The sequence below is a fragment of the Sphingomonas sp. genome (genome assembly GCF_035998645.1).
GTDB lineage: Bacteria > Pseudomonadota > Alphaproteobacteria > Sphingomonadales > Sphingomonadaceae > Sphingomonas.
On sequence record NZ_DASYHL010000005.1, the window covers coordinates 102,383 to 124,611 of the forward strand.

Annotated in this window: 17 protein-coding genes; 11 read left to right on the forward strand and 6 right to left on the reverse strand. The window is 66.4% G+C overall.

The features are described 5' to 3' along the window. Nucleotides 1-62: 62 nt before the first annotated feature. The 5 genes from VGN66_RS14215 to VGN66_RS14235 all read left to right on the forward strand — a co-directional run bounded on the left by VGN66_RS14215 (nt 63) and on the right by VGN66_RS14235 (nt 7,175). On the forward strand, nt 63-1,364 hold the full coding sequence (locus tag VGN66_RS14215; protein ID WP_327519474.1) for an SGNH/GDSL hydrolase family protein: 1,302 nt from the start codon (nt 63-65) through the stop codon (nt 1,362-1,364). 78 nt (nt 1,365-1,442) lie between these two features. Then, nucleotides 1,443-2,447, forward strand: a complete 1,005-nt coding sequence (locus tag VGN66_RS14220; protein ID WP_327519475.1) for a LacI family DNA-binding transcriptional regulator — start codon at nt 1,443-1,445, stop codon at nt 2,445-2,447. A 119-nt stretch (nt 2,448-2,566) separates the two neighbouring features. Next, nucleotides 2,567-3,649, forward strand: coding sequence for an alpha/beta hydrolase (locus VGN66_RS14225; protein WP_327519476.1), 1,083 nt, complete (start codon nt 2,567-2,569; stop codon nt 3,647-3,649). Between the two features lie 93 nt (nt 3,650-3,742). Further along, complete coding sequence (locus VGN66_RS14230) at nt 3,743-5,854, forward strand: TonB-dependent receptor (protein ID WP_327519477.1); 2,112 nt, start codon at nt 3,743-3,745, stop codon at nt 5,852-5,854. Between the two features lie 91 nt (nt 5,855-5,945). Beyond that, on the forward strand, nt 5,946-7,175 hold the full coding sequence (locus VGN66_RS14235) for an MFS transporter (RefSeq protein WP_327519478.1): 1,230 nt from the start codon (nt 5,946-5,948) through the stop codon (nt 7,173-7,175). Here VGN66_RS14235 and VGN66_RS14240 read toward each other — a convergent pair. Then, a complete protein-coding gene (locus VGN66_RS14240) occupies nt 7,172-8,158 on the reverse strand; it encodes an alpha/beta hydrolase (protein WP_327519479.1) in 987 nt (328 codons plus the stop codon). The two genes, VGN66_RS14235 and VGN66_RS14240, sit on opposite strands and share 4 nt — an antisense overlap. A gap of 287 nt (nt 8,159-8,445) precedes the next feature. Here VGN66_RS14240 and VGN66_RS14245 point away from each other — a divergent pair, with 287 nt between their 5' ends. Together VGN66_RS14245 and VGN66_RS14250 are read left to right on the forward strand one after the other, a co-directional pair. Continuing rightward, nucleotides 8,446-9,612 (forward strand): glycoside hydrolase family 68 protein, encoded by a 1,167-nt coding sequence (locus VGN66_RS14245; protein WP_327519480.1) that lies wholly within the window; start codon nt 8,446-8,448, stop codon nt 9,610-9,612. Further along, nucleotides 9,612-10,496, forward strand: a complete 885-nt coding sequence (locus tag VGN66_RS14250) for an ROK family protein (protein ID WP_327519481.1) — start codon at nt 9,612-9,614, stop codon at nt 10,494-10,496. The genes VGN66_RS14245 and VGN66_RS14250 overlap by 1 nt, the downstream gene beginning before the upstream one ends. 18 nt (nt 10,497-10,514) lie before the next feature. Here VGN66_RS14250 and VGN66_RS14255 read toward each other — a convergent pair whose 3' ends face one another. Together VGN66_RS14255 and VGN66_RS14260 are read right to left on the reverse strand one after the other, a co-directional pair. Next, nucleotides 10,515-11,858 carry a neutral/alkaline non-lysosomal ceramidase N-terminal domain-containing protein gene (locus VGN66_RS14255; RefSeq protein WP_327519482.1) on the reverse strand — a complete coding sequence of 448 codons (1,344 nt, stop codon included), beginning with the start codon at nt 11,856-11,858 and terminating at the stop codon, nt 10,515-10,517. 155 nt (nt 11,859-12,013) lie between these two features. Next, nucleotides 12,014-12,700 (reverse strand): arylesterase, encoded by a 687-nt coding sequence (locus VGN66_RS14260; RefSeq protein ID WP_327519483.1) that lies wholly within the window; start codon nt 12,698-12,700, stop codon nt 12,014-12,016. Nucleotides 12,701-12,750: 50 nt separating this feature from the next. Here VGN66_RS14260 and VGN66_RS14265 point away from each other — a divergent pair, with 50 nt between their 5' ends. Both VGN66_RS14265 and VGN66_RS14270 read left to right on the forward strand, forming a co-directional pair. Beyond that, nucleotides 12,751-13,449, forward strand: coding sequence for an ABC transporter ATP-binding protein (locus tag VGN66_RS14265; protein ID WP_327519484.1), 699 nt, complete (start codon nt 12,751-12,753; stop codon nt 13,447-13,449). Beyond that, complete coding sequence (locus tag VGN66_RS14270; protein ID WP_327519485.1) at nt 13,446-15,965, forward strand: ABC transporter permease; 2,520 nt, start codon at nt 13,446-13,448, stop codon at nt 15,963-15,965. Before VGN66_RS14265 ends, VGN66_RS14270 begins: the two co-directional genes overlap by 4 nt. 1 nt (nt 15,966) lies before the next feature. On the opposite strand, the gene VGN66_RS14275 is transcribed toward VGN66_RS14270, so the two are convergent. The 3 genes from VGN66_RS14275 to VGN66_RS14285 are packed head-to-tail and all read right to left on the reverse strand — an operon-like array spanning nt 15,967 to nt 19,188. Next, nucleotides 15,967-16,884: an alpha/beta hydrolase gene (locus VGN66_RS14275; protein ID WP_327519486.1), complete on the reverse strand. Its 918-nt coding sequence runs from the start codon at nt 16,882-16,884 to the stop codon at nt 15,967-15,969. Between the two features lie 10 nt (nt 16,885-16,894). Beyond that, nucleotides 16,895-17,869 carry a glycoside hydrolase family 43 protein gene (locus VGN66_RS14280; protein WP_327519487.1) on the reverse strand — a complete coding sequence of 325 codons (975 nt, stop codon included), beginning with the start codon at nt 17,867-17,869 and terminating at the stop codon, nt 16,895-16,897. Then, a complete protein-coding gene (locus VGN66_RS14285) occupies nt 17,866-19,188 on the reverse strand; it encodes a sugar MFS transporter (RefSeq protein ID WP_327519488.1) in 1,323 nt (440 codons plus the stop codon). Before VGN66_RS14285 ends, VGN66_RS14280 begins: the two co-directional genes overlap by 4 nt. A gap of 101 nt (nt 19,189-19,289) precedes the next feature. Between VGN66_RS14285 and VGN66_RS14290 the strand changes: the two genes are divergently transcribed. Continuing rightward, nucleotides 19,290-20,414 carry an aldose epimerase family protein gene (locus tag VGN66_RS14290; protein WP_327519489.1) on the forward strand — a complete coding sequence of 375 codons (1,125 nt, stop codon included), beginning with the start codon at nt 19,290-19,292 and terminating at the stop codon, nt 20,412-20,414. A gap of 7 nt (nt 20,415-20,421) precedes the next feature. Next, complete coding sequence (locus tag VGN66_RS14295; protein WP_327519490.1) at nt 20,422-22,212, forward strand: IlvD/Edd family dehydratase; 1,791 nt, start codon at nt 20,422-20,424, stop codon at nt 22,210-22,212. The last annotated feature ends 17 nt before the right edge of the window (nt 22,213-22,229 follow it).

The window sequence follows — 22,229 nt, forward strand, 5'->3', positions numbered from 1 at the left end:
CATGACAATCGATTGCAGAACCCCGCGGTTCACGCAGGCTGCACCATGATGGGAGAGGCGCAATGATGGTCAGATCGCGGATCAGGAATGCCGCGTTGTTGTTTGGCATTGTCGCGCTTGCGCTCGGGTGGCCGGCACAGGCGAAGGACCGCTGGATCAGCGCGTGGGGCACTGCGCAGCAGCTTGCACCGATGCCGCCGCCGCGCATGCCGCCGCGTCCTGCGGGCGAGACGCGCCCCGCGCCGCCGCCGCCTTCCGGCCCGTCGCCCGTGCTGCCAACGCCTGAGCGGCTGAACGACCAGACCGTCCGGATGATCGTGCGCCCGACGATCGGCGGTAGCATGCTGCGCATCCAGTTCTCCAACGCGTCCGGAGGTGAGCCGGTGCGGATCGGGCGTGCGGGGATCGCAAAGAGCGCGGGCAAGTCCGCGATCGTCGCCGGCACATCGCGCGCGCTCAGCTTTTCAGGGCAGGGGGCCGTCACGATCCAGCCCGGTGCGGTCGCGATCAGCGATCCGGTTGCGCTCGATGTCGCGGCGTTCGAGCTGCTGGCGGTGTCGATCCATGTGCCCGACGACACGGCGGTCAACACGCTCCACCCGCTGGGCCTGCGTACCACCTATGTCGCGAAGGGCGAGCGCACCGGCGATGCAGCGCTGCCCGGCGCGGAGACCAACCGATCCTATTTCTGGCTGACCGGCGTCGCGGTGCACGCCGATGCCAAGGCCGGGACGATCGTCGCATTCGGCGATTCAATCACCGATGGCTATGGGACCACTCCCGACACGGGGCGCGCCTGGCCCGACCTGCTCGCCGATCGCTTGCAGAAGGACGCCAGCACCCGGAATCTGTCGGTCGTGAATATGGGCATTTCGGGCAATCGCGTGCGGCGCGACGGTGCGGGGCTGTCCGCACTCGCGCGGTTCGACCGCGATGTGCTGGCGCGGCCCGGGGTGCGCTGGGTGATCCTGCTCGAAGGGATCAACGACATCAATTTCGCGGCGATCCCGGGCATCCCGGCGAGCGAAGCAGTGACGGCGGAAGATCTGATCGCCGCCTATGTGCAGTTCATCGATCGCGCGCATCTGCATGGGATCAAGGTCATGGGCGCGACGATCGCGCCGACCGAGGGGACGTGGCTGTACAGCGAGAAGACCGAGGCACTGCGCCAGGCGGTCAATCGCTGGATCCGCACCAGCGGCAGGTTCGACGCGCTGGTCGATTTCGACGCGGCGCTGCGCGATCCGGCCCGCCCCGCGCGGCTCAACCCGCCATTTAACCCCGGCGATCATGTCCACCCGAATGATGCGGGCAATGCCGCGATGGCAGAGGTGATCGATATCGCGCGGTTTGCGCGGGACTAGTTTGCAACCGGGGACGGGCTTGTTGCAAAGGGGGCGTCGCGACCCTATCCCGATGGATGCGTTAGGGGGAGGCCGAATTTGGCGGGCAAGATCAAGACCATCTACGACCTCGCCGAACTGGCGGGCGTGTCGGCGGCGACCGTCTCGCGCGCGCTGGCGGGCAAGACGATGGTCAATAGCAAGACCTCCGAACGCATCCGCAAGCTCGCCGAAAAGCACGATTTCCGCCCCAGCGCGCTCGCCCGCAATCTGCGCACCAAGCAACGCGGCGCGATCGGGGTGGTCGTGCCGCTGGGCCATGATCGCGGCCAGCATCTGTCCGACCCGTTCTTCATGACGCTGATCGGCTATCTCGCCGACGAGCTGAGCGAGCGCGGGTTCGACCTGATGCTGTCGCGCGTCATTCCCAATCAGGACAATTGGCTATCCCGACTGATCGACGCCGACCGCGTCGACGGCTTCATCATCGTCGGCCAGTCGGACCAGTCGCAGGTGCTCGACCGGATCGCGGCCGATTATCTGCCGCTGGTGGCATGGGGCGGGTTCGTTCGGGGGCAGATCCATTGTTCGGTGGGCACCGACAATTTCCTTGGCGGGCGGATGGCGACGCAGCATCTGATCGACCGCGGATGCCGCAAGATCGCCTTCCTCGGCAACACCCAGGCGATCGAGCCATCGCTGCGGCTTGAAGGCGCGAAGGCCGCGATTGCGGCGCGGGACGATATCGTGCTGGTCGATGCGCCGACGCATTTCGCGTCGGAGGTCAGCGGGTCGGATATCGACGCGTTCCTCGATCAATCCGGCATCCTGCCCGATGGCATCTTTGCCGCGTCCGACCTGATCGCGCTGACCGCGATTCAGGTGCTGGCGACGCGCGGCCTGTCGGTGCCGGGGGACGTCAAGGTGATCGGCTATGACGACCTCTACCTGGCCCGCACCAGCGCGCCGCCGCTCTCGACAGTGCGCCAGAACCTCGCCGCTGGCGCCGCGCACCTGGTCGACAGCCTGATGAAGCGGATCGCAGGTGACCCGACCGGATCGACCATCCTCAACCCCGAACTGATCGTTCGCGACTCCAGCTAGCGGCGTTGCGAATCAGCCATCTACGACTTTGGTGGAGTTGACTTGCAATCGATTGCTAATAGGATGTCCCCATAACGGACCTGAGTCCGAAGTGAATGATAACGGGTTGGGAGAGTGTGATGCGCGCAAGGATTTCGGTATTTTGCGGAGCCGCGTTGCTCACCCTCGCCTGTGCGCCCGCCGCGTCGCTCGCGCAGCAGGGGCCGCCCCCGGTCCAGCTCACCGCCGAGGATGAAGCCAAGCTGGCACCGATCGCCCCGGAACTGCGCGCGGGCGCACGCATGGCGATCGGCTTTTCCAAGATGATGGGCACGATCGACGAAGCGATGGTGCTGGCGTCGCGCAAGCGCGGCGGCGGGCCGCCTGTGCCCCCGCGCCACGCCGACATTCCGGTCGAGGAAAAGATGATCCCTGGCCCGAATGGCGCGCCGCAGGTCAAGCTGTTCGTCATCAACGCCAGGGCGGGGACCAGCCGTCCCGGCATCCTCCACACCCATGGCGGCGGCTATATCATCGGCACCGCCGCGACCGATGTCCGGCGGCTGCAGGAAATGGCGCGCGAGCTGGATGCGGTCATCGTCAGCGTCGAATATCGCCTGGCTCCCGAAACGACCTTCGAAGGGTCGATCGAGGATAATTATGCCGGGCTGCGCTGGATGTACCAGAGCGCCGCCGAGCTGGGTCTCGACCGCAGCCGCATCGCGGTGACCGGGGAGAGTGCAGGCGGAGGCCATGCCGCGTTGCTCGCGATCACCGCGCGCGACCGCAAGGAGATACCGATCGCGTTCCAGGCGTTGGTCTATCCGATGCTCGACGACCGCACCGGTGGCGCGGTGAAGCTGCCCGCGCATATCGCCACGGTCGGGTGGAGCGGGTCGGAAAACCAGTATGGCTGGAAGGCGTTTCTGGGGCAGCAGCCGGGGACGGACAAGGTGCCCGCGCGCGCCGTGCCCGCGCGCACGCCGAACCTTGCCGGACTTCCGCCCGCCTTCATCCAGGTCGGCGGTGTCGATCTCTTCGTCAGCGAGGATATCGACTATGCCCGGCGGCTGAACGAGGCTGGGGTGCCGACGGAGCTACAGGTAATCCCGGGCGCCTATCACGGGTTCGACCAGTTATCGGCGGACTCGCCGCAGGCCAAGCAGTTCACGCGCGCGAAGATCGAGGCGCTGCGCCGCGCCTTTGCCCGCCCGGCACAATAAGGGGCGTCGGGTTCGCCCGGGCCGGGGCGGTCCTTGACGGGAAAAATCGGCCCATTTATGCAATCGATTGAAAAAATAACCGGGGAGAGGAAAATGAAGCGTTTTTGCACGACAGTTGCGTCCATCGCGGTCGCAAGCGTTCTGGGGTCGGCGCCCGCCTTTGCGCAGAGCGATACGGCCGGGCAGGAGGCTGAGCGGCCCGCCGCTTCCAGCACCGAAGAAGTCGTCGTTACCGCGCAGAAGGGCGGGGCGCAGGCACTTCAGGAAGTGGCGCTCGCCATTCAGGCGTTCGACGGCGAAGAGCTGAAGGAGCGCAACATCAGCACCATCGGCGACCTGGTGTCGAGCGTGCCGGGCGCGTTCGAGGGGTTCCGCCAGTCGAACGGATCGCGCTTCTACAATCTGCGCGGTAGCGTGACGCAGAATGGCGACTCGCCGATCGGCTATTATCTCGACGACGCGCCATTCATCGTCACCAATTTCGGCATCGCCCCGCCGGTGCGCTTCCTCGACATCGATCGGGTCGAAGTGCTGCGCGGGCCGCAAGGTACGCTGTACGGCCAGGGCTCATCGGGCGGCGTGTTCATCTTCCGCACGCGCGATCCGAACCTCAAGGATTTCGACTATGCGTTCGAGGCGGAGGCATCGCAGACGCGTGGCGCGGATGGCCTCAACTATGGCGTGGCCGGCGCATTGTCGGTGCCGATCATCAAGGACATGCTGGCGGTCCGCGTCAGCGGCGGCTTCTCGCGCGATGCGGGTTGGGCCGATGCCTATTATGGCCCGTTCGACGGTACGCCCGACGAAACCGGCGTCAATGTCGCGAAGAATGACGACATCCGCGTCGTCGCGCTGTTCCGTCCGGCGGACAACGTCAACATCCGCGCGCAATATTGGAAGTTCCGCCCGCGTCAGGGCTTCACCGGCTTCACCGCATCGGTCCAGCCACCCTATTTCCAGAATACCGCGGGGCAGGAAGGCTTCTCGAACGGCGACTTCACGCTGTACAGCCTGACCGCGACGGTCGATTTCGACGCCTTCTCGATCACCAGCGCGACCAGCCAGCTGGACGGCGTGTTCGGCATCAACATCCCGCTCTCGCCGGCGGGTTCCTTCTCCAGCCAGTTCCTGCCGAGCATGTTCTCGCAGGAATTGCGGTTGAATTCGAACGGCAGCGGGCCGTTCAAATGGGTCGTCGGTGCGTCCTACCAGAACGGGTCCGGGCCGCAGGAAAACACGCTGACCCTGCCGGTGGTGGTCATCAACGCCGACAACGATACGCTAACCGAGAATTACGCGGTCTTCGGCGAGGTCAGCTACGAACTGTTCGATGGCAAGCTGGTACCGCTGGTCGGGCTGCGTCAATATCATGACGATCGCGCCTTCGCGGACGCGACCGAAACGCTTCCGACCACGAAGGACGTCACCACCTGGCGGGCTAATCTGTCCTATCTGCCGACCGACGATCTGACGATGTTCATCTCGGCATCGACCGGGTTCCGTCCGGGCATCGTTCAGTCGCGGGTGCAGGTTCAGTCGGTGACCGGGGCTGGCGTGCCGACGGGGGTCGTGCTTGAGCCCGAATCCTCAACCAATTACGAATTCGGCCTGAAATGGCGCAGTGCCGACCGGTCGGTGAATATCGGCCTCAACCTCTATCAGCTCGAATACACCAACCTGCAGACCTCGGTCACCGGGTCGATCCAGGACGTCAACGGCTTTGCCAATTTCGGCGATGCGAAGACCAAGGGCGTTGACCTGGAGCTGCGCTGGAAGACCCCGCTCAAGGGCTTCGACCTCGGCTTTGTCGGCAATTTCAACGACAGCAAATATACCCGCGTCAATCCGATCGTCGCGGCGGCGCAGCCGCTGTTGCGGCCCGGCGCGCGGCTGACCAACACGCTGTCGAACAACTTCCGCGTCGATATGGGCTATAATGGCGATATCGCGGAAGGGGTGAACCTGTTCGGCAATTTGTCGCTCAGCCACAGCGGTGATCGCTTGCAGGGCAATGGCATCCTGGCGCCATCCTACAACGTCATGGCCCTGACTCTGGGCGTCCGGTATGGTGATTATGAGCTGGCGCTGATCGGCAACAACCTGACCGACGAGCGTGGACCGACCTTTGTCGGCACCACCGGGCCGTTGTCGGGATCGGGTCCGACGCCGCGCACGATCGGCCTTCGCTTCCGGGTCACGCCCTGACCGCAAGCGGAACTGCGGGAAGGGCGGGGGGCTATGCGCCTCCCGCCCTTTCCGTTCTTGCAGCCGATAATCTGATGGATTGGAGAGCGGAATGAACGATCAGGCGGGACGGGACGGCGCGGCGACGTTGCTCAAGGCACTGGTGTTCCTGATGTTCGCGATGTTCGCGATGACCACCGACTCGGTCGGCACGGTCATTCCCGAAGTGATCCGCGAGTTTCAGCTGGGCCTGACCGCCGGCGGCTCCTTCCAGTACGCTACGATGGCGGGGATCGGCATCTCCGCGATCGCGCTCGGTTTCCTGGCCGACCGGATCGGGCGCAAGGCTACGATCCTGATCGGGCTGGTCCTGTTCGGGGTCAGCTCCGCGCTGTTCGCCGCTGGCCACAGCTTCCTGTTCTTCACCAGCCTGTTGTTCATTTCGGGCATCGGTATCGGCATCTTCAAATCCGGCGCGCTGGCGCTGATCGGCGACCTGTCGCGCTCGACCGGCGAGCATGCGCGGACGATGAACCTGATCGAGGGATTTTTCGGGGTCGGCGCGATCATTGGGCCGGGCATCGTTGCCTATATGCTGCTCAACGGCGCGAGCTGGAAATGGGTGTACATTATCGCGGCGATGCTGTGCGCGCTGCTGGTGCTGGGATCGGCGGTTGCGCGCTTCCCGCGCCCGATCGTCACGCGGACCGAGCCGGTGCGCGCGAGCGAGGCGATCCGCATGGCCGGCGATCCGCCCGCGCGCTTCTTCGGCACCGCGCTGATGCTGTATGTCGGGGCCGAGGCGGCGATTTATGTCTGGGCGCCGACCTATCTTGCCGATTATTCGGGGTCGTGGCTGTGGCTGGCGGCCTATGTCGTGTCGATCTTCTTCGTGCTGCGCGCGGCGGGCCGGTTCCTGGGCGTGTGGCTATTGTCGCGGTTTGACTGGGCGAGCGTGATCTTCGTGTGCAGCGCGGCGATGGCGGCGTTGTTCTGGGTCGCCGTGATCGGCGGGCGGGAGGTCGCGATCTTTGCACTGCCCGCCACCGGGCTGTTCATGTCGGTGCTGTATCCGACGATCAATTCGACCGGGATCAGCTGCTATGACAAGGGGCGGCACGGGTCGATCGCCGGGCTGCTGCTGTTCTTCACCTGCATCAGCGCGGTGCTCGCGCCGCTGGCGATGGGTGCGCTGGGCGAGTGGCTGGCGGACAGCCGCTATGCGATCCTGCTCGGCGCGGTGTTTGCGACCTTGCTGACGTTGCTGTGCGCGTGGAACCGGTCGCGCGCGCCGTTCGCCGCGCTGCTCGCGCAGCGCGACGCCGACGACTATCGCGCCTAGGCCATATGCCGGTCGAGCCAGGCGGCGAACAGTGCGGGCCACTGCCCCGCCGGGGTCTCGGGTCGCCCGACGCCGAAGCCATGATTGCCCGCCTCGAACAGATGCAGCTCGACCGGCCGGTTCGCGGCCTGAAGCGCGCGCAGCATGATCATGCTGTTCTCGGCGGGCACGGCTTTGTCGTCGAGCGCGTGGACGAGGAAGACGGGCGGGGTCTGCGCGGTGACATGCAGCGCCGGGGAGCGCTTCGCGACCAACTCGGCGGAGGGTGCGTTGCCAAGCAGGCGCATCGCGGACTCGCCATGCGTCACCGGCGCGGTGACGCTGATGACGGGGTAGATCAGCGCCATCGCCGCGGGCCGGGCGTCGAGTGCGTCGGTGGCATCGCGCGGCGCATAGACCGGCTCGGCAAAGCCGGTCGCGAGCGTCGCGCCAAGGTGTCCGCCCGCCGAGAAGCCGACCGCGGCGACCTTGGCGGGATCGTAGCCGTAGCGCGCGGCATTGGCGCGGATCACGCGGATCGCCCGCTGGGCATCCTGCAGCGGCACATCTTCGCGGCTCGACCAGCCTTCGTCGGGCAGGCGGTGGGTCAGGACGAACACGGTGTAGCCGCGCGCGGTCATCGCGCGGGCGACATCGACGCCTTCGTTGAGGATCGACACAAAGGTGTAGGCACCGCCGGGGATCGACAGCAGCGCGCGGCCATTCGACTTTTCCGGGCGAAACACGCGCAGCATCGGTTTGTCGATGTTGCGGACCATGATGTCAGGCCAGTCGGCAGGCACCTCACGCGCGGTATAGCCGCCGCCCGGCGTGCCATTGGGCCACAGCGGGATTTGTTCGGCGTCGATCCATGCGCGCGGCATCGGCGGGAGCTTGGGGAATTGCGTCGCACCCGCCATGGTCGCGCCCGCACTCAGCGTCGCCAGCCCTGCGGCCCCGGCCAGAAATCCGCGCCGTCCGATCGGCCCCTGCTTCGCGTGCATCCATCCTCCTTGTCCGGGCAATCGTCGCTGATCCCGGTAGCGCGAATACAAGCGGTTCGGCCAGCGGGTTGCAAGCATGATTCACAATCGATTGCGAAATCAATCGAAACGCGGCAAGGATTCGGTGCAATCGATTGTGGATACGCACGCTCCGCGATAGGGTGCGCGCGCCTCGCGATAGAGAATGTTGCAGGACAAGGGAGGATGGAATTGAACCGGCGAATTGAGATGATCGGCCTGATTGGGTCTGCCGGTGATGCTCCAGATCCTTGCGGGCGAACGATGCGATGAGCGCGGTCGAACAATCGCCGATCGCGATTGCCGCGCGCGCCGGTGCGGCGGTGTCATGGACAGCGGATCATCTTCATGCGCTTGGGGCGACCCGGCATGACCGCGCGCCGCTGATCGGCGACGCGGATGTGGTGCGGATCGCGCCCGACCTCGACATCTGGGACGCCTGGCCGGTGCAGGATGCCGATGGCGCGCCCTCCGCGCTGCCGGGTGGACAGACATTGTGGATGGCGCTGGGTGCGCCGCGGTTCCCTGACCCCGATGCGCGCCACGGCCATGCCCGGATACACCTGATCCTGCGCGATGCCAGCGGCTGGCACCCGCTCGGCCCGGCGATGCCCGACGGATTTTCGCCGGGCAGCCGCGAATGGTCCGGTTCGGCGCTGCTTGCAGCCGACCGGCGGACGCTGACGCTGTTCTTCACCGCGACCGGACGGCGTGGCGAGGCGACGATGACCTTTGAGCAGCGCCTGTTCCGTGCCGATGCGACGCTGGCGGCGGGGGGTGGTGCATATCGCCTGACCGAATGGCGTAACCTGCGCGAATTCGTGGTCCGCGATCCGGCGCATTATATGGCGAGCGATGCCGGAAGCGGCGCGGTCGGCACGATCAAGGCGTTCCGCGATCCGGCCTATTTCCACGATCCGCGCGATGGGCGGCATCATGTGTTCTTCGCCACCTCGCTCGCCGGTTCGGCCTCGGCGTTCAACGGCGCGGTCGGCTGGGCGAGCGCGCGCGACGACACGCTGGCGCAGTGGGACATCCGCGCGCCATTGATCAGCGCTGATACGCTGAACAATGAGCTCGAGCGGCCGCATGTCGTGATGCACGGCGGGCTCTACTATCTTTTCTGGTCGACCCAGCGACACGTGTTCAATCCCGATGGCCCAACCGGTCCCACCGGTCTCTACGGCATGGTCTCCGACCGGATCGACGGTGGCTGGCGTCCGCTCAACGGCACTGGCCTCGTGTTCGCCAACCCTGACGCCGCGCCGAAACAGGCCTATAGCTGGCTGGTATTGCCCGACCTTCAGGTGACCAGCTTCATCGACGCCTGGGGGAGCGACGGCAGCGACGCGAACGCCCGCCGCTTCGGCGCAACCTTCGCGCCGATGCTGCGCTTGCGGTTGCAGGTCGATGAGGCGGGGCTGGAGACGGAGTGATGAACCGCTATGCGGGGATCGAGCTGGGCGGGACCAAGGCGATTGCCGTGCTGGCGGAGGGCGACGCGATCGTCGAGCGGCGCAGCATCGCGACCGGGGAGCCGATTGCGACGCTCACCGCATTGCGCGCGATCCTCGACGGATGGGCGGCGAGCGCGCCGCTGGCGGGGCTTGGCATCGCCAGCTTCGGGCCGATCCAGCTCGATCCGTCGCATCCTCAATTCGGCCAGATCCTCGCAACGCCCAAGCCCGGCTGGACCGGTGCGCCGGTCGCGGCGCTGCTGGGTGAGGGGCTGGCGTGCCCGATGGCGATCGACACCGACGTCAATGGCGCGGCGCTGGCCGAATATCGCTGGGGCGCGGCGGTGGGCTGCGACAGCCTCTGCTACCTCACCATCGGGACAGGATTGGGCGGTGGTCTGCTCATCGGCGGACAGCCGGTCCACGGCGCGATGCACCCGGAGATCGGGCATATCCGGCTGCGGCGCGTCGCAGGTGACACCTTCACCGGCAATTGCCCCTTTCACGGCGATTGTATCGAGGGGCTGGTGTCGGGACCGGCGCTCGCTGCGCGCTTCGGTATCGACCCGGCCACGGCATCCGACACCGATCCGATCTGGCGTCACGTCGCCGCCGATATCGCCGAGCTGTGCTGCGCGATCCTGCTCACCACCTCGGCGGGCCGCATCCTGTTCGGCGGCAGCGTAGCCCTGTCGCGCGCCTTCATCCTGCCCTGGGTCCGCGAGATCGTCGTCGCGCAGCTTGAGAGCTATTTGCCCTTTGTCACCAGTGATGCGGTCGGCGAGATCATTCAGCCCGCAGGCCTCGGCACCGATGCCGGCCCGCTCGGCGCCATCGCACTGGCGCAGGCCGCGTCGCGCTGAGCGACGCGGCCCCGCAGTTCACTTCGCGTCGACCTTCTCGATCAGGTCGAGCAGCCCATTGACGATCGCGCTCTCGGCGCATCCGGGCTTCAGCCGCGACGACACCACCTCGAACGTGTTGTAGGCGAACGCAGCGTCGTTCGGGATATAGCCCGACGGTGCCATGCCGTTGGTGATCGTCGTCATCATGCTGTGCTTGAACGGCGATTCGCGCTTGAAGCGTTGCGCGATGGTCGTGAACACCTCAGCATCGACCCCGCCAATCACCGTGTCGCCGATCTTGAGCAGGGTCAGCCGGATGCTGACCGGATCCGCATCCTCATAGGTGCCGGCATAGCCAGCGCGCCCTTTGTCCAGCCGCTTGCGGCCGGGGCAGGTAACGCTGGTCTGCGCGCCCTGAATGCGCGCCTCCGCTACGGGCCGCTCGAGGCTGGCGCGGCTGACGTGCAGCACTTCCTCGCCCAGCATCTGGCCCATCGATTTCACCATCTGCTTCTGCTGCTCCATCAGCATCGCGACGCGCGGATTCTTGCGGTCCATCCCGGTGCCGCCGGGCGGCATCGCGTTGCTGATATCTTCGCCCCGTGCGGCATAATCGGCGGTGCGGATCGCGCGCAGGTCATAGGTCTGGTTGAAATAGATCGGGTTCTGGTCGCCCGCAGCACCGTTCGAATAGACCGCGACGGCATCGCCGCCCAGCGACTGTTCGATGTAATTGGACGCAGCGCCTGGCAGGTCGGCGCTGACCAGATCGAGATTGCCGGTCAGCACGGCATGGACGCCATAGTTGAAATAGACCGCGATCGGCGCGCCCTGCAGTGTTTCGAAGCGCACCACCGCGACGGTCTTGTCCGACACGCCCTCATAATTCGGCCCCTCCCACCAGCGGCGGTTGGCGGGGTCGATAATGTTGCGGTTGACGTTGATGTAGGAGACGCCGGTGCCATAGGCCATGCGCGCGGGCCTGGCCGCCGCCGCCGCCTTGCGGATCGCGTCGAAAATCTGCGCCTCATAGGCCGCGCCCCGCATCCACGGCGCGCTGTGCGTGTGGCTCGCGGTCAGCAGCAGCTGGCTGGTCGGAATCTTGAGCTCGCGCTCGACCCGTGCGGCGACATTCGCCCACGTCTCGGTCATGATCGCCCCGGCATCGACCGTCACCATCGCCGCGCGCGTTTTGCCGTCATCGACCACGATCGCGCGGACGTTGAGCGGATCGAGCACGCCGAGCATGTTCTTGGGCATTTCCGCCGCGCTGGGGGTGATGTCGACCTTGGCCGCACCCACTTTGAGCTCCTGCGCCGAAGCGGGCAGGGCGACGCAGAACAGGGTGGCGGCACAGGCCGCGCGAAGCTCAATCTTCATGGCAAGACATCCCGTTGGAGCCGAGGACAGACGGCGGCAGATCGGCATGCACACGCATGTTCAGCATTCCTCTCCCCGCCCGGCGACCGCTTTATGCAATCGATTGCTGTCGTGATAAGCGGGGCGCTTGCGCAAGGCAACCCCAAAGGCGGAGGCTAACCCGCCTCGCCCAGCTTCAGCGCTTCTGCCACCAGCGGCGTGACCCGCCCGACGATCTTCGTCAGACCCTGAGGATTGGGGTGGATGCGATCGGGCAGCATCAGCGTCTGATCGGTCACCACCTGATCCAGGAAGAACGGATAGAGCACCGCATCATAGCGCTTCGCCAGATCGCCATAGATCGCGTTGAACGCATCGGCATAATCGCGGCCCATGTTCGGCGCGGCGATCATGCCGGTCAGCATGATCGGGATGCCGCGCTTGTTCAGCTCTTCGCAGATCGCGGTCAGGTTCGCGCGCGTCTCCGCCGGGTCGATCCCGCGCAGCATGTCGTTGCCGCCCAGATTGACCATCACGAGGTCCGGCTTGCGATCGAGCCCGTCGAGCGTGAAGCCAAGCCGACGCAGACCCGCCGAGCTGGTATCGCCCGAAACCCCGGCATTGCGCACGCTCGCGGCGATCCCGCGCGCCGCGAGTGCCTTCTCCAGCTGCGCCGGAAAGCTCTCCTGCGGCAGCACGCCATAACCGGCATAGAGGCTGTCCCCGAAGGCGACGACGAGGCGCGTGTCGGCCTTTTCCGCACCCGCGCTGGCAACCGCAGCCGGAGTCGGCGGGGACGCCAGCGACTGGTTCGCCGCATCATTTTCGCCCGAACAGGCGGTCAGCCCTTGGAGGAGCAGCACTGCGCCCGCATATGAGGCTAGCTTATTGGTCAAGGACGTCTTCTCCACACATGTCGATCGAACCGGTGGCGGATATCGCAATCCGCGCGCGTAATGTCACCCTGACGCTTGGAACGCGCGAAGCGCCGACCACGATCCTGAAGGGAATCGACCTCGACATCGCGCGCGGTGCCAGCGTCGCGATCCTTGGCCCGTCGGGTTCGGGCAAGTCGTCGCTGATGGCGATCCTGTCGGGGCTGGAGCAGGCGAGCGGTGGTAACGTGAGCGTCGCGGGCATCGCCTATGACACGCTCGACGAGGATGGATTGGCGCGTGCCCGGCGGGGCCGCGTAGGAATCGTGCTGCAGGCGTTTCACCTGCTCCCGACGATGACCGCGCTGGAGAATGTCGCAGTGCCGCTCGAGCTGGCGGGGGCCGACGACGCCTTTGCGCGCGCCGGGGCGGAGCTGGAGGCGGTCGGGCTCGGCCATCGCCTGACGCACTATCCGGTGCAGTTGTCGGGCGGCGAGCAGCAGCGTGTCGCCATCGCCCGCGCAGTGGCGGGGCGGCCAGAGATCATCTTTGCCGACGAACCCACCGGCAATCTCGACGGCACCACGAGCGGCGTGATCATCGACTTGCTGTTCGAGCGCCAGCGCGCGGCGGGGGCGACCTTGCTGATCATCACCCATGACCCTGCGCTTGCCAGCCGCTGTGACCGCGTGCTGACGATGCGTGACGGCGTGATCGTCGCGGACAGCGCTGCGTGAGGGCGCTCGGCTGGCGCGCGGCGTGGAGCATCGCGCGGCGTGACCTGCATGCCGGGTTTCGCGGGTTGCGGCTGCTGCTCGTCTGCCTGTTCCTTGGCGTGGCGACGCTGGCGACGATCGGCAGCCTGACCGCGTCGATCACCGGCGAGATTTCGGCGCGGGGTCAGGTGTTGCTCGGCGGCGATGTCGAGGTCGCGATGACCCAGCGCCAGGCATCGGCGCAGGAGCGCGCGGCGCTGACGCAACTCGGCACGGTCAGCGACACGATCCGCACCCGCGCAATGGCGCGGCGCGCGACGCCGACCACGGGCGCCCCCGATGCGGTGCTGACCGAACTCAAGGGCGTCGATGCCCGCTATCCGCTCTATGGCAGCCTGACCTTGGAGCAGGGGCGTTACGTCACGCTCGCGCCCGACGCGGTGCTGATCGGCAAGTCGCTGTCGGAGCGGCTGTTGCTCAAGACCGGCGACCGGGTGCGCTATGGCGACGCCGAGTTCCGCGTTGCCGGACTGATCGCCGACGAACCCGATCGCGTGGGGGAGGGGTTTACGCTCGGCCCGGTGGCGATCGTGTCGCTGGACGGGATGAAGCGCACCGGGTTGCTCCAGCCGGGCGCGCTCTACGAAACCAAATACCGCATCCGGTTGAACCCCGGCGTCGTGCCGGGCGACGCGGTCGACCAGCTCAAGGCGCGGTTCCCGACCGCCGGCTTCGAATATAAGGACCGCGACCGCGCGGCCCCCGGCGCGGTGCGCTTTTTCGAGCGGATGGGGCAGTTTCTCTCGCTGATCGGCCTTGCCGCATTGGTGATCGCCGGGATCGGGGTGAGCAACGGCGTCGCCTCCTATCTCGGGCAAAAGCGCGGCGGGATCGCGACGTTCAAGATCCTTGGCGCGACTTCGGCGGACATCAGCCGCATCTATCTGCTTCAGATCGGCGCGGCTGCGCTGATCGCGGTGCTGGCGGGGCTGGTGGTCGGCGCGGTGCTGCCGATCGCATTCGTCGCGCTGGCGGGCGACCTGCTGCCCGTCGCGCCGGGTTTCGGCATCCATCCGCTGCCGCTCGCGACGAGCGCGGCCTATGGCGTGCTGATCGCCTTTGCCTTCGCGATGCCGCCGCTGGCGCGCGCGCGCACCCATCCCGCCGCCGCGCAGTTGCGTAGCGGCGTGGAAGAGGGGACGCGCATCGACCGGCGCAGTACGCTGCTGGTCGCGCTGGCCGGGGCGCTGGTGGTGACGCTGGCGTTGGTAACCGCGCGCGAACCGATCTTCGCGGGGGCAGTGCTGGGCGCGGTAGCGCTGGTGCTGCTGATCCTGCTCGGCATCGGCGTGCTGATCCGCCGCGTGTCGGCAAAGCTCCCGCGCCCGCGCCGCCCGCTGCTGCGGCTGGCGCTCGCGAACCTGCACCGTCCCGGTGCGCAGACGGTCGCGCTGGTGATCGCGCTCGGCCTCGCGCTGACGCTGTTCGTCACGCTCGCCGCGATCCAGACCAGCCTCGACGCCGAGATCGAGCGCGCGGTGCCGCAACGCGCGCCGAGCCAGTTCGTGCTCGATATCCCGTCCGAGTCCCGCGACGCCTTCTCAACATTGGTGAAGCGCGAGGCGCCCGAGGCGAAGCTCAACATCGTCCCGGCGCTGCGCGGCACGATCACCGCTTATGGCAAGCAGCGCGTCGCCGACCTCAAGACCCTGCCCGAAGGTGCATGGTTCCTGCGTGGCGAGCGTGGCGTGACCTATTCCGACGTGTTGCCGCAGGGCAGCGAGCTGGTCGCCGGACAATGGTGGGCAAAGGACTATGCCGGGCCGCCGTTGGTGTCGCTCGACCGTGAGGCGGCGACTTTGCTCAACGTCGGTGTCGGCGACATGATGACGGTCAGCATCCTCGGACGCGAGATCGAGGCGCGGATCGCGTCGCTGCGGCAGGTCAATTGGGACACGATGGGGTTCAACTATATCCTCGTCTTCTCGCCCAACACGCTCGCCGCCGCGCCGCACAGCCTCACCGCGACGATCGACATGGAGCCGAAGAACGAGGGCAAGGTGTCGCGCGCGCTGCTCGGCGCGTTCCCCTCGGCCTCGATCATCGCGGTGAGCGAGGTGGTGGGACAGGTGCGCACGATCCTCGACCAGATGGCCACCGCGATCCTGTTGTCGGCGTCGGTGACGATCCTGGCCGGCATCGCTGTGCTGGTCGGCGCAATCGCCGCGTCGCGGCAGGCGCGCAGCTATGACAGCGTGATCCTCAAGACGCTGGGTGCGACCCGGCGACAGATCCTGGCGGCGCAGGCGCTGGAATATGCGCTGCTCGCGCTGACACTTGCGGCGCTAGCGCTCGGGCTGGGCGGGCTGGCGGCGTGGTATGTCATCACTGGCGTGTTCGAGTTTGGCTGGGCACCCGACTGGACCATCGTCGCTGCGACGCTGGGCCTCGGCGCGCTGCTGACGCTCGGGATCGGGCTGTTGGGGTCGTTGCCGGTGCTGTCGGTGCGTCCGTCGCAGGCGCTGCGGAGGCTGTAACCTAGCGCCGCTTCATATAGCCGTGCATCGCCATCCATTTGGCGAAGGCGTCGAACCAGCCGGTGCTGGTCGTCTCCTTGGGGTACATGCCAAAGCCGTGCCCGCCCTGTTCGTAGAGGTGGAACTCGACCGGCCGCTTGGCGGTGCGCCACGCGTTGACCAGGCCGTAGTCGATGTTGCCGAACAGCGGATCGTCGGCGGCCAGCGCGACGAACAGCGGCGGGGCGTCGGCGGGGATCGTCATCGCCGAGAGCGGTCCATAGATGTTGCCGATGAAGGCGGGCTTCGCATCCACGCCCGCGACCGTCGTCGCCATCGTCAGCATCGCGCCCGCGGAAAAGCCGACCATGCCGATGCGGTCGGGATCGACCTTCCACTCGCTGGCCCGCTTGCGCACCAGCGCGAAGGCGGCGCGTGCGTCGGCGATCTGCGGCGCGAGGCCCGCCAACTGCGCGTCTGGGGAGGGACGGGCGGGGCGAGCCGCGCCGGAGAACATCTGGCGCATCGATGCCTCAAACCCCGCCATATCCGCGGGTGTCTGGTTGAGCCGGTATTTCAGGACAAACGCGGCGACCCCGCGATCGGCCAGCGCGCGCGCCACCGCCCAGCCTTCATTCTCCATCGACAGCGTGCGGAAGCCACCGCCGGGCGCGACGATCACGGCGGTGCCGGTCGCCTTGGCAGGGTCGGGGAGGAAGGGCGTCAGCGTAGCCTGCGTCACGTTGCGCGCGAACACGCTGCCATATTGGCTGTGCCAGCTTTCCGGGTTGGTCGCGCCCGGGAGTGCGCCGGTGTCGAGCGGGATTGCGCCTGGCTGGGCGGGGATCGCGATCGGGGTCATCTGGTCGCTCTGCGCCTGCACTGGAAGCGCGGCGGTGAGCAGCATGGCGGCGGCAAAGGTGGTTGCGCGAAAGAACATGGCGGTTCTCCTACTGGGTCAGCGGGGCAGTCACGCCCGCATCGGTCTGGGTGACGGGCAGCATCAGGCCGTTTGCGTCGTAGCGCAGATGCTCGACCGTCACTGCGCGGCGGCCGAGTGCGCCTTGCTGATCGCCGATGGTGAGCGCGGCATTGTGCAGGAACAGATACCAGCTGCCCTTGAACTGCGCGATGCCGGGATGGATCGTGAAGCTGTTCTTGCCCGATCCCGTCAGCTCGCCGCGATAGGTCCATGGCCCCGTGATCGAGGGCGCGGTGGAGTAGGAGACACGCTCGTCGGTATGCGTCTTGCGGTCGAGCGAGGCGTAGGTGAGGTAATAGAGCTTGCCGCGTTTGTGCAGCCACGGACCTTCCTCGAAATGCGGCGGCGTAATCTCGGTGATCGCGCCGTCGATCTCGATCATGTTGGGTTTGAGCTTGGCGATATAGGCTTGACGATTGCCCCAGGCGATCCAGGTCGTTCCGTCGTCGTCGGTGAACACCGTGGGATCGATATCCTCCCAGCTATGCGTGCCCTTGGGCGTCATCTTGTTGGTGATCAGCGCGCTGCCCTTGGCATCGACGAATGGCCCGGTCGGCGTGTCCGACACCGCAACCGCAATCGCCTTGCCCGGATTGCTGTCGTCATGCTCGACCGCAGCATAGAACCAGAATTTGCCATTCTTCTGAATCGCCTGCGCCGCCCAGGCGTCCTTCTTCGTCCATTTGAAATCGGCGACATTCATGATCGGGCCATGATCGGTCCAGTTGCGCATGTCGGTGGTCGAATAGACCAGCCATTCGCGCATGTTGAACATCTCGTCGCCGCGCGCCTGATCATGCCCGACATAGAGGTACAGCCGGTCATCGACGATCAAAGGCGCGGCGTCGGCGGTGAACTTGTCGCGGATGATCGGATTCGACCCCGGCACGGGGGGCGTCTGGGTCAGCGCAAGGGCGGCAGCGAGGATGGTGGCGCGGATCATGCGGCGTCGCCCTCGGCCAGCGGCTTCGACCCCCACAGCGCGTACCAGAGCACATAGAGCTCACACACGGCGGTCAGCAGGAACGACATCTGCAACCCGAAGCTGTCGGCCAGCCAACCCTGCACCGCAACCAGCGCACCGCCGGCAATGGCCATGATCAGCAGCCCGGAGGCTTCCTCCGTGTAACGGCCCAGCCCCTTGATCCCGAGCGTGAAGATCGTCGGGAACATGATCGAGTGGAACAGCCCGACGAGGATTAGCGACCACATTGCGATCGGGCCATCGGCAAACACCGTCACCAGCATGACAATGAACGCCCCGACGCTGAAGCAGGCCAGCAGCGTTTCCGCCCTGATCCAGCGCATCGCAATGGCGCCCGCGAACCGCCCGACCATCATGCCGAGCCACATCAAGGTGAGATAGCGACCTGCCTGTTCGGTCGTCAGATTGACAATCTCGGGCTGCGCGACGAAGTTCACGAACAGGTTCGCGACGCCGATTTCGGCGATCAGATAGATGAAGATCGCCGGTACGCCCCAGACGAGGTTGCGGTGCCGCCACATCGGGTGCGTCACGAAGCGGCTCCAGGCAGTGCCGGCCTTCACGGCCCCATCGCTGATCCGCGCGGTCGCCTTGCCCATCGCGGGCAGCGGGAAGCGCCCGATGATCACCGCCAGCACCACCAGCACCAGCGCGACCAGTCCATAGGGCAGGATCACCGACTGCGCGTCGGCCAGCCGCTCCGCCTGTGTCAGCACCCGGCCCTGTTCGGCGGTGCCTCCGACCGATCGGCCCAGGATCAGATAGGCACCGAACAGCGGCGCGAGCACGGTGCCGAGCGAGTTGAACGCCTGCACCAGATTGAGCCGTGCCGACGATGTCTCCGCCGGGCCGATCACCGCGACATAGGGGTTCGCCGCGACCTGCAGCAGCGTGATGCCGCTGGCAATGACGAACAACATAGTCAGCGTGACGCCATAGGACGGGATGCTCGCCGCCAGCATCATGCCGAGCGACCCGGCCGCCATGATCAGCAGCCCGGTGACCAGCGATTTCTGATACCCGATCCGCTCGATCAGCTTGGCCGAAGGGATCGAAGCGACGAAATAGGCGATGAACCACACGCTCTCGATCAGCGTCGTTTCGGTATAGTTGAGGTCGAACACGCTGCGCAGATGCGGCAGTAGCGTGCCGTTGATGACGGTGATGAACCCCCACATGAAGAACAGGCTGGCGAGCAGGGTCAGCGCCGGATGGTAGCTGCGCGTCGGCGCCCCATCGCCAAGCGGAATCGTCGCGCCGACTGGTGAAACTGCCATCATCCCCTCCACGCCCGGCAATTTGCTTGCCCGTTATTTTGTCGGAGTATAAGCAAGCGCTGCGACCGTCAATCCTGCGGCGGCGAACGGGGAGTGGGATGATGAAGGCGATGATGATCGCGGCGTTGCTGTGCGCGTCGGCAACCCCTGCGCTTGCGGCGGATGCGGTGCGCAGTGAGGCGGGGAAGCTGGCGGACGGCACGCTGGTAGTGGCGGTGACGCTGAAGAATGATCGCGGCGTTTCGGCACGGATCCTTACCTATGGTGCGACGCTGCAATCGCTGGTCGCGCCGGACCGCGCGGGGAAGCCCGCCGAAGTCACGCTCGGCTATGACAGCGTCGCCGAATATGAGGCAAAGCCCGCCTATTTCGGCGTCACGGTCGGCCGCTTCGCCAACCGCATTGGTGGCGGGCGCTTCTCGCTCGATGGCCGCGCCTATCAGCTGACGCAGAACGACAAGGCTAATTCGCTGCACGGCGGGGTGCAGGGGTTCGACAAGCGTAACTGGCGGATATTGTCGGTGTCGAGCGGCCCCACCGCACGCGTCGTCATGGCGCTGACCAGCCCCGATGGCGATCAGGGCTATCCCGGCAAGCTGGAGGTTCAGGTGACCTATTCGCTGGACGACAAGGGCGACCTGACGATCCAGTTCGACGCGGCAACCGACAAGCCGACCATCGTCAACATGACCAATCACGCGCTGTTCAACATGGCCGGTGACGGCGCGCTCGAGGGCACGTCGCGCCAGCTGCTGACCATCCCCGCACGCGCCTATACCCCGGTCGATACGGCGCTGATCCCGACGGGTGAGCTGAAGCCCGTCGAGGGCGGAGTGTTCGATTTCCGGAAGCCCCGGCTGATCGCGGAGGGCCTGCGTGACGGACGCGATCCGCAGATCGTCGCGGGGCGCGGCTATGACCATAATTGGGCGCTCGACAAGGGCCAGACCGCAACGCCCCAGCTCGCCGCGCGGCTGGAAGATCCGGTTTCGGGCCGGGTGCTGGAAGTGCTGAGCACCGAGCCGGGGCTGCAATTCTACAGCGGCAATTTCCTCGATGGTACATCGGCGGGGCGCAGCGGGCGCATCTATCGCATGGGCGACGGGCTTGCGCTGGAGCCGCAAAAATTTCCCGATGCACCCAACAAGCCCGCCTTCGCCTCGGCGCGGGTCGATCCGGGCAAGCCCTATCGCCACGTCATGATCTACCGCCTGTCCACCCGCTGAGTTTCCGATGACCACCGACACACCCCTGCGCTCGCGCGCCTGGTTCGATAACCCCGACAATATCGACATGACCGCGCTCTATCTGGAGCGTTACCTCAACTTCGGCCTCAGCCTCGACGAACTGCGTTCGGGCAAGCCGATCATCGGCATCGCGCAGACCGGATCGGACCTCAGTCCGTGCAACCGCCACCATCTGGTGCTGGCGGAGCGGGTGCGGGAGGGGATCCGCGAGGCGGGCGGGATCGCGATCGAGTTTCCGGTCCATCCGATTCAGGAAACGGGCAAGCGCCCGACCGCGGGGCTCGACCGCAACCTTGCCTATCTCGCGCTGGTCGAAGTCCTGTACGGCTACCCGCTCGACGGGGTGGTTCTGACGATCGGCTGCGACAAGACGACGCCAGCGTGCCTGATGGCGGCGGCGACGGTCAACATCCCCGCCATCGCGCTTTCGGTCGGGCCGATGCTCAATGGCTGGCACAAGGGGGAGCGCACCGGATCGGGCACGATCGTGTGGAAGGCGCGCGAGATGATGGCGGCCGAGGAGATCGATGCGGACGAATTCATCCGCCTCGTCGCCTCCTCCGCCCCCTCGACCGGCTATTGCAACACGATGGGCACCGCGACGACGATGAACTCGCTCGCCGAGGCGCTCGGCATGTCGCTGCCCGGATCGGCGGCGATCCCCGCTCCCTATCGCGACCGACAGGAAGTGGCGTACCGCACCGGCCTGCGCATCGTCGAGATGGTGGCGGAGGACATGAAACCCTCCGATCTGTTGACGCGCCAGGCGTTCCACAATGCGATCCGGGTCAACACCGCGATCGGGGGATCGACCAACGCGCCGATCCATCTCGCAGCTATCGCGCGCCATATCGGCGTCGATCTGCCGATCGACGATTGGCAGACGGTTGGTCGCGACGTGCCGCTGCTGGTCAACCTTCAGCCCGCCGGGGAGTATCTGGGGGAGGATTACTACCGCGCGGGTGGGGTGCCTGCGGTGGTCGCACAGTTGATGCGCCATGGCCTGATCCATGAGGATGCACTGACCGCCAATGGCCGCACCATCGGCGAGAATTGCCGCGACGCGACGATCGAGGATAAGCGGGTGATCCGTCCGTTCGAGGATCCGATCCTGCGCGATGCCGGCTTCCTCGTGCTGCGCGGAAACCTGTTCGACTCGGCGATCATGAAAACCAGCGTGATCTCCGACGATTTCCGCGCGCGCTACCTTTCCAACCCCGACGATCCGGAGGCGTTCGAGGGGCCGGTGGTGGTGTTCGACGGGCCGGAGGATTATCACAAGCGGATCGATGATCCGGCCCTTGGCATCACGCCCGAGACGTTGCTGATCATGCGCGGGGCGGGGCCGATCGGTTATCCCGGCGCGGCGGAGGTCGTGAACATGCGACCGCCCGATTACCTGATCACCAACGGCATCCGCGCGCTGCCGTGCCTGGGCGATGGGCGGCAATCGGGGACGAGCGGAAGCCCGTCGATCCTGAACGCCTCTCCCGAGGCGGCGGCGCTGGGTGGCCTTGCGCTGCTGCGCGACGGGGATCGGGTACGGGTCGATCTGCGCGCTGGGACCGCCAATATCCTGATCCCCGATGCCGAGCTGGCGGAGCGCCGCCGCGCGCTCGAGGCAGCTGGCGGCTTCCCCTATCCGGCATCGCAGACCCCCTGGCAGGAAATCCAGCGCAATCTGGTCGGCCAGATGGAGGGCGGGGCGATCCTTGAGGGCAGCGAAGCCTATCAGCGCATCGCCCAGACCCGCGGCCTGCCGCGCGACAATCACTGACCGCACGCAGCGGAGGG

Excerpts from the sequence above, each read along its gene's own strand:
- VGN66_RS14215 (WP_327519474.1), top strand. The coding sequence starts at position 63 with ATGATGGTCAGATCGCGGATCAGGAATGCCGCGTTGTTGTTTGGCATT.
- VGN66_RS14225 (WP_327519476.1), top strand. The coding sequence starts at position 2,567 with ATGCGCGCAAGGATTTCGGTATTTTGCGGAGCCGCGTTGCTCACCCTC.
- VGN66_RS14230 (WP_327519477.1), top strand. The coding sequence starts at position 3,743 with ATGAAGCGTTTTTGCACGACAGTTGCGTCCATCGCGGTCGCAAGCGTT.
- VGN66_RS14235 (WP_327519478.1), top strand. The coding sequence starts at position 5,946 with ATGAACGATCAGGCGGGACGGGACGGCGCGGCGACGTTGCTCAAGGCA.
- VGN66_RS14240 (WP_327519479.1), bottom strand. The coding sequence starts at position 8,158 with ATGCACGCGAAGCAGGGGCCGATCGGACGGCGCGGATTTCTGGCCGGG.
- VGN66_RS14245 (WP_327519480.1), top strand. The coding sequence starts at position 8,446 with ATGAGCGCGGTCGAACAATCGCCGATCGCGATTGCCGCGCGCGCCGGT.
- VGN66_RS14250 (WP_327519481.1), top strand. The coding sequence starts at position 9,612 with ATGAACCGCTATGCGGGGATCGAGCTGGGCGGGACCAAGGCGATTGCC.
- VGN66_RS14255 (WP_327519482.1), bottom strand. The coding sequence starts at position 11,858 with ATGAAGATTGAGCTTCGCGCGGCCTGTGCCGCCACCCTGTTCTGCGTC.
- VGN66_RS14265 (WP_327519484.1), top strand. The coding sequence starts at position 12,751 with ATGTCGATCGAACCGGTGGCGGATATCGCAATCCGCGCGCGTAATGTC.
- VGN66_RS14275 (WP_327519486.1), bottom strand. The coding sequence starts at position 16,884 with ATGTTCTTTCGCGCAACCACCTTTGCCGCCGCCATGCTGCTCACCGCC.
- VGN66_RS14280 (WP_327519487.1), bottom strand. The coding sequence starts at position 17,869 with ATGATCCGCGCCACCATCCTCGCTGCCGCCCTTGCGCTGACCCAGACG.
- VGN66_RS14285 (WP_327519488.1), bottom strand. The coding sequence starts at position 19,188 with ATGGCAGTTTCACCAGTCGGCGCGACGATTCCGCTTGGCGATGGGGCG.
- VGN66_RS14290 (WP_327519489.1), top strand. The coding sequence starts at position 19,290 with ATGAAGGCGATGATGATCGCGGCGTTGCTGTGCGCGTCGGCAACCCCT.
- VGN66_RS14295 (WP_327519490.1), top strand. The coding sequence starts at position 20,422 with ATGACCACCGACACACCCCTGCGCTCGCGCGCCTGGTTCGATAACCCC.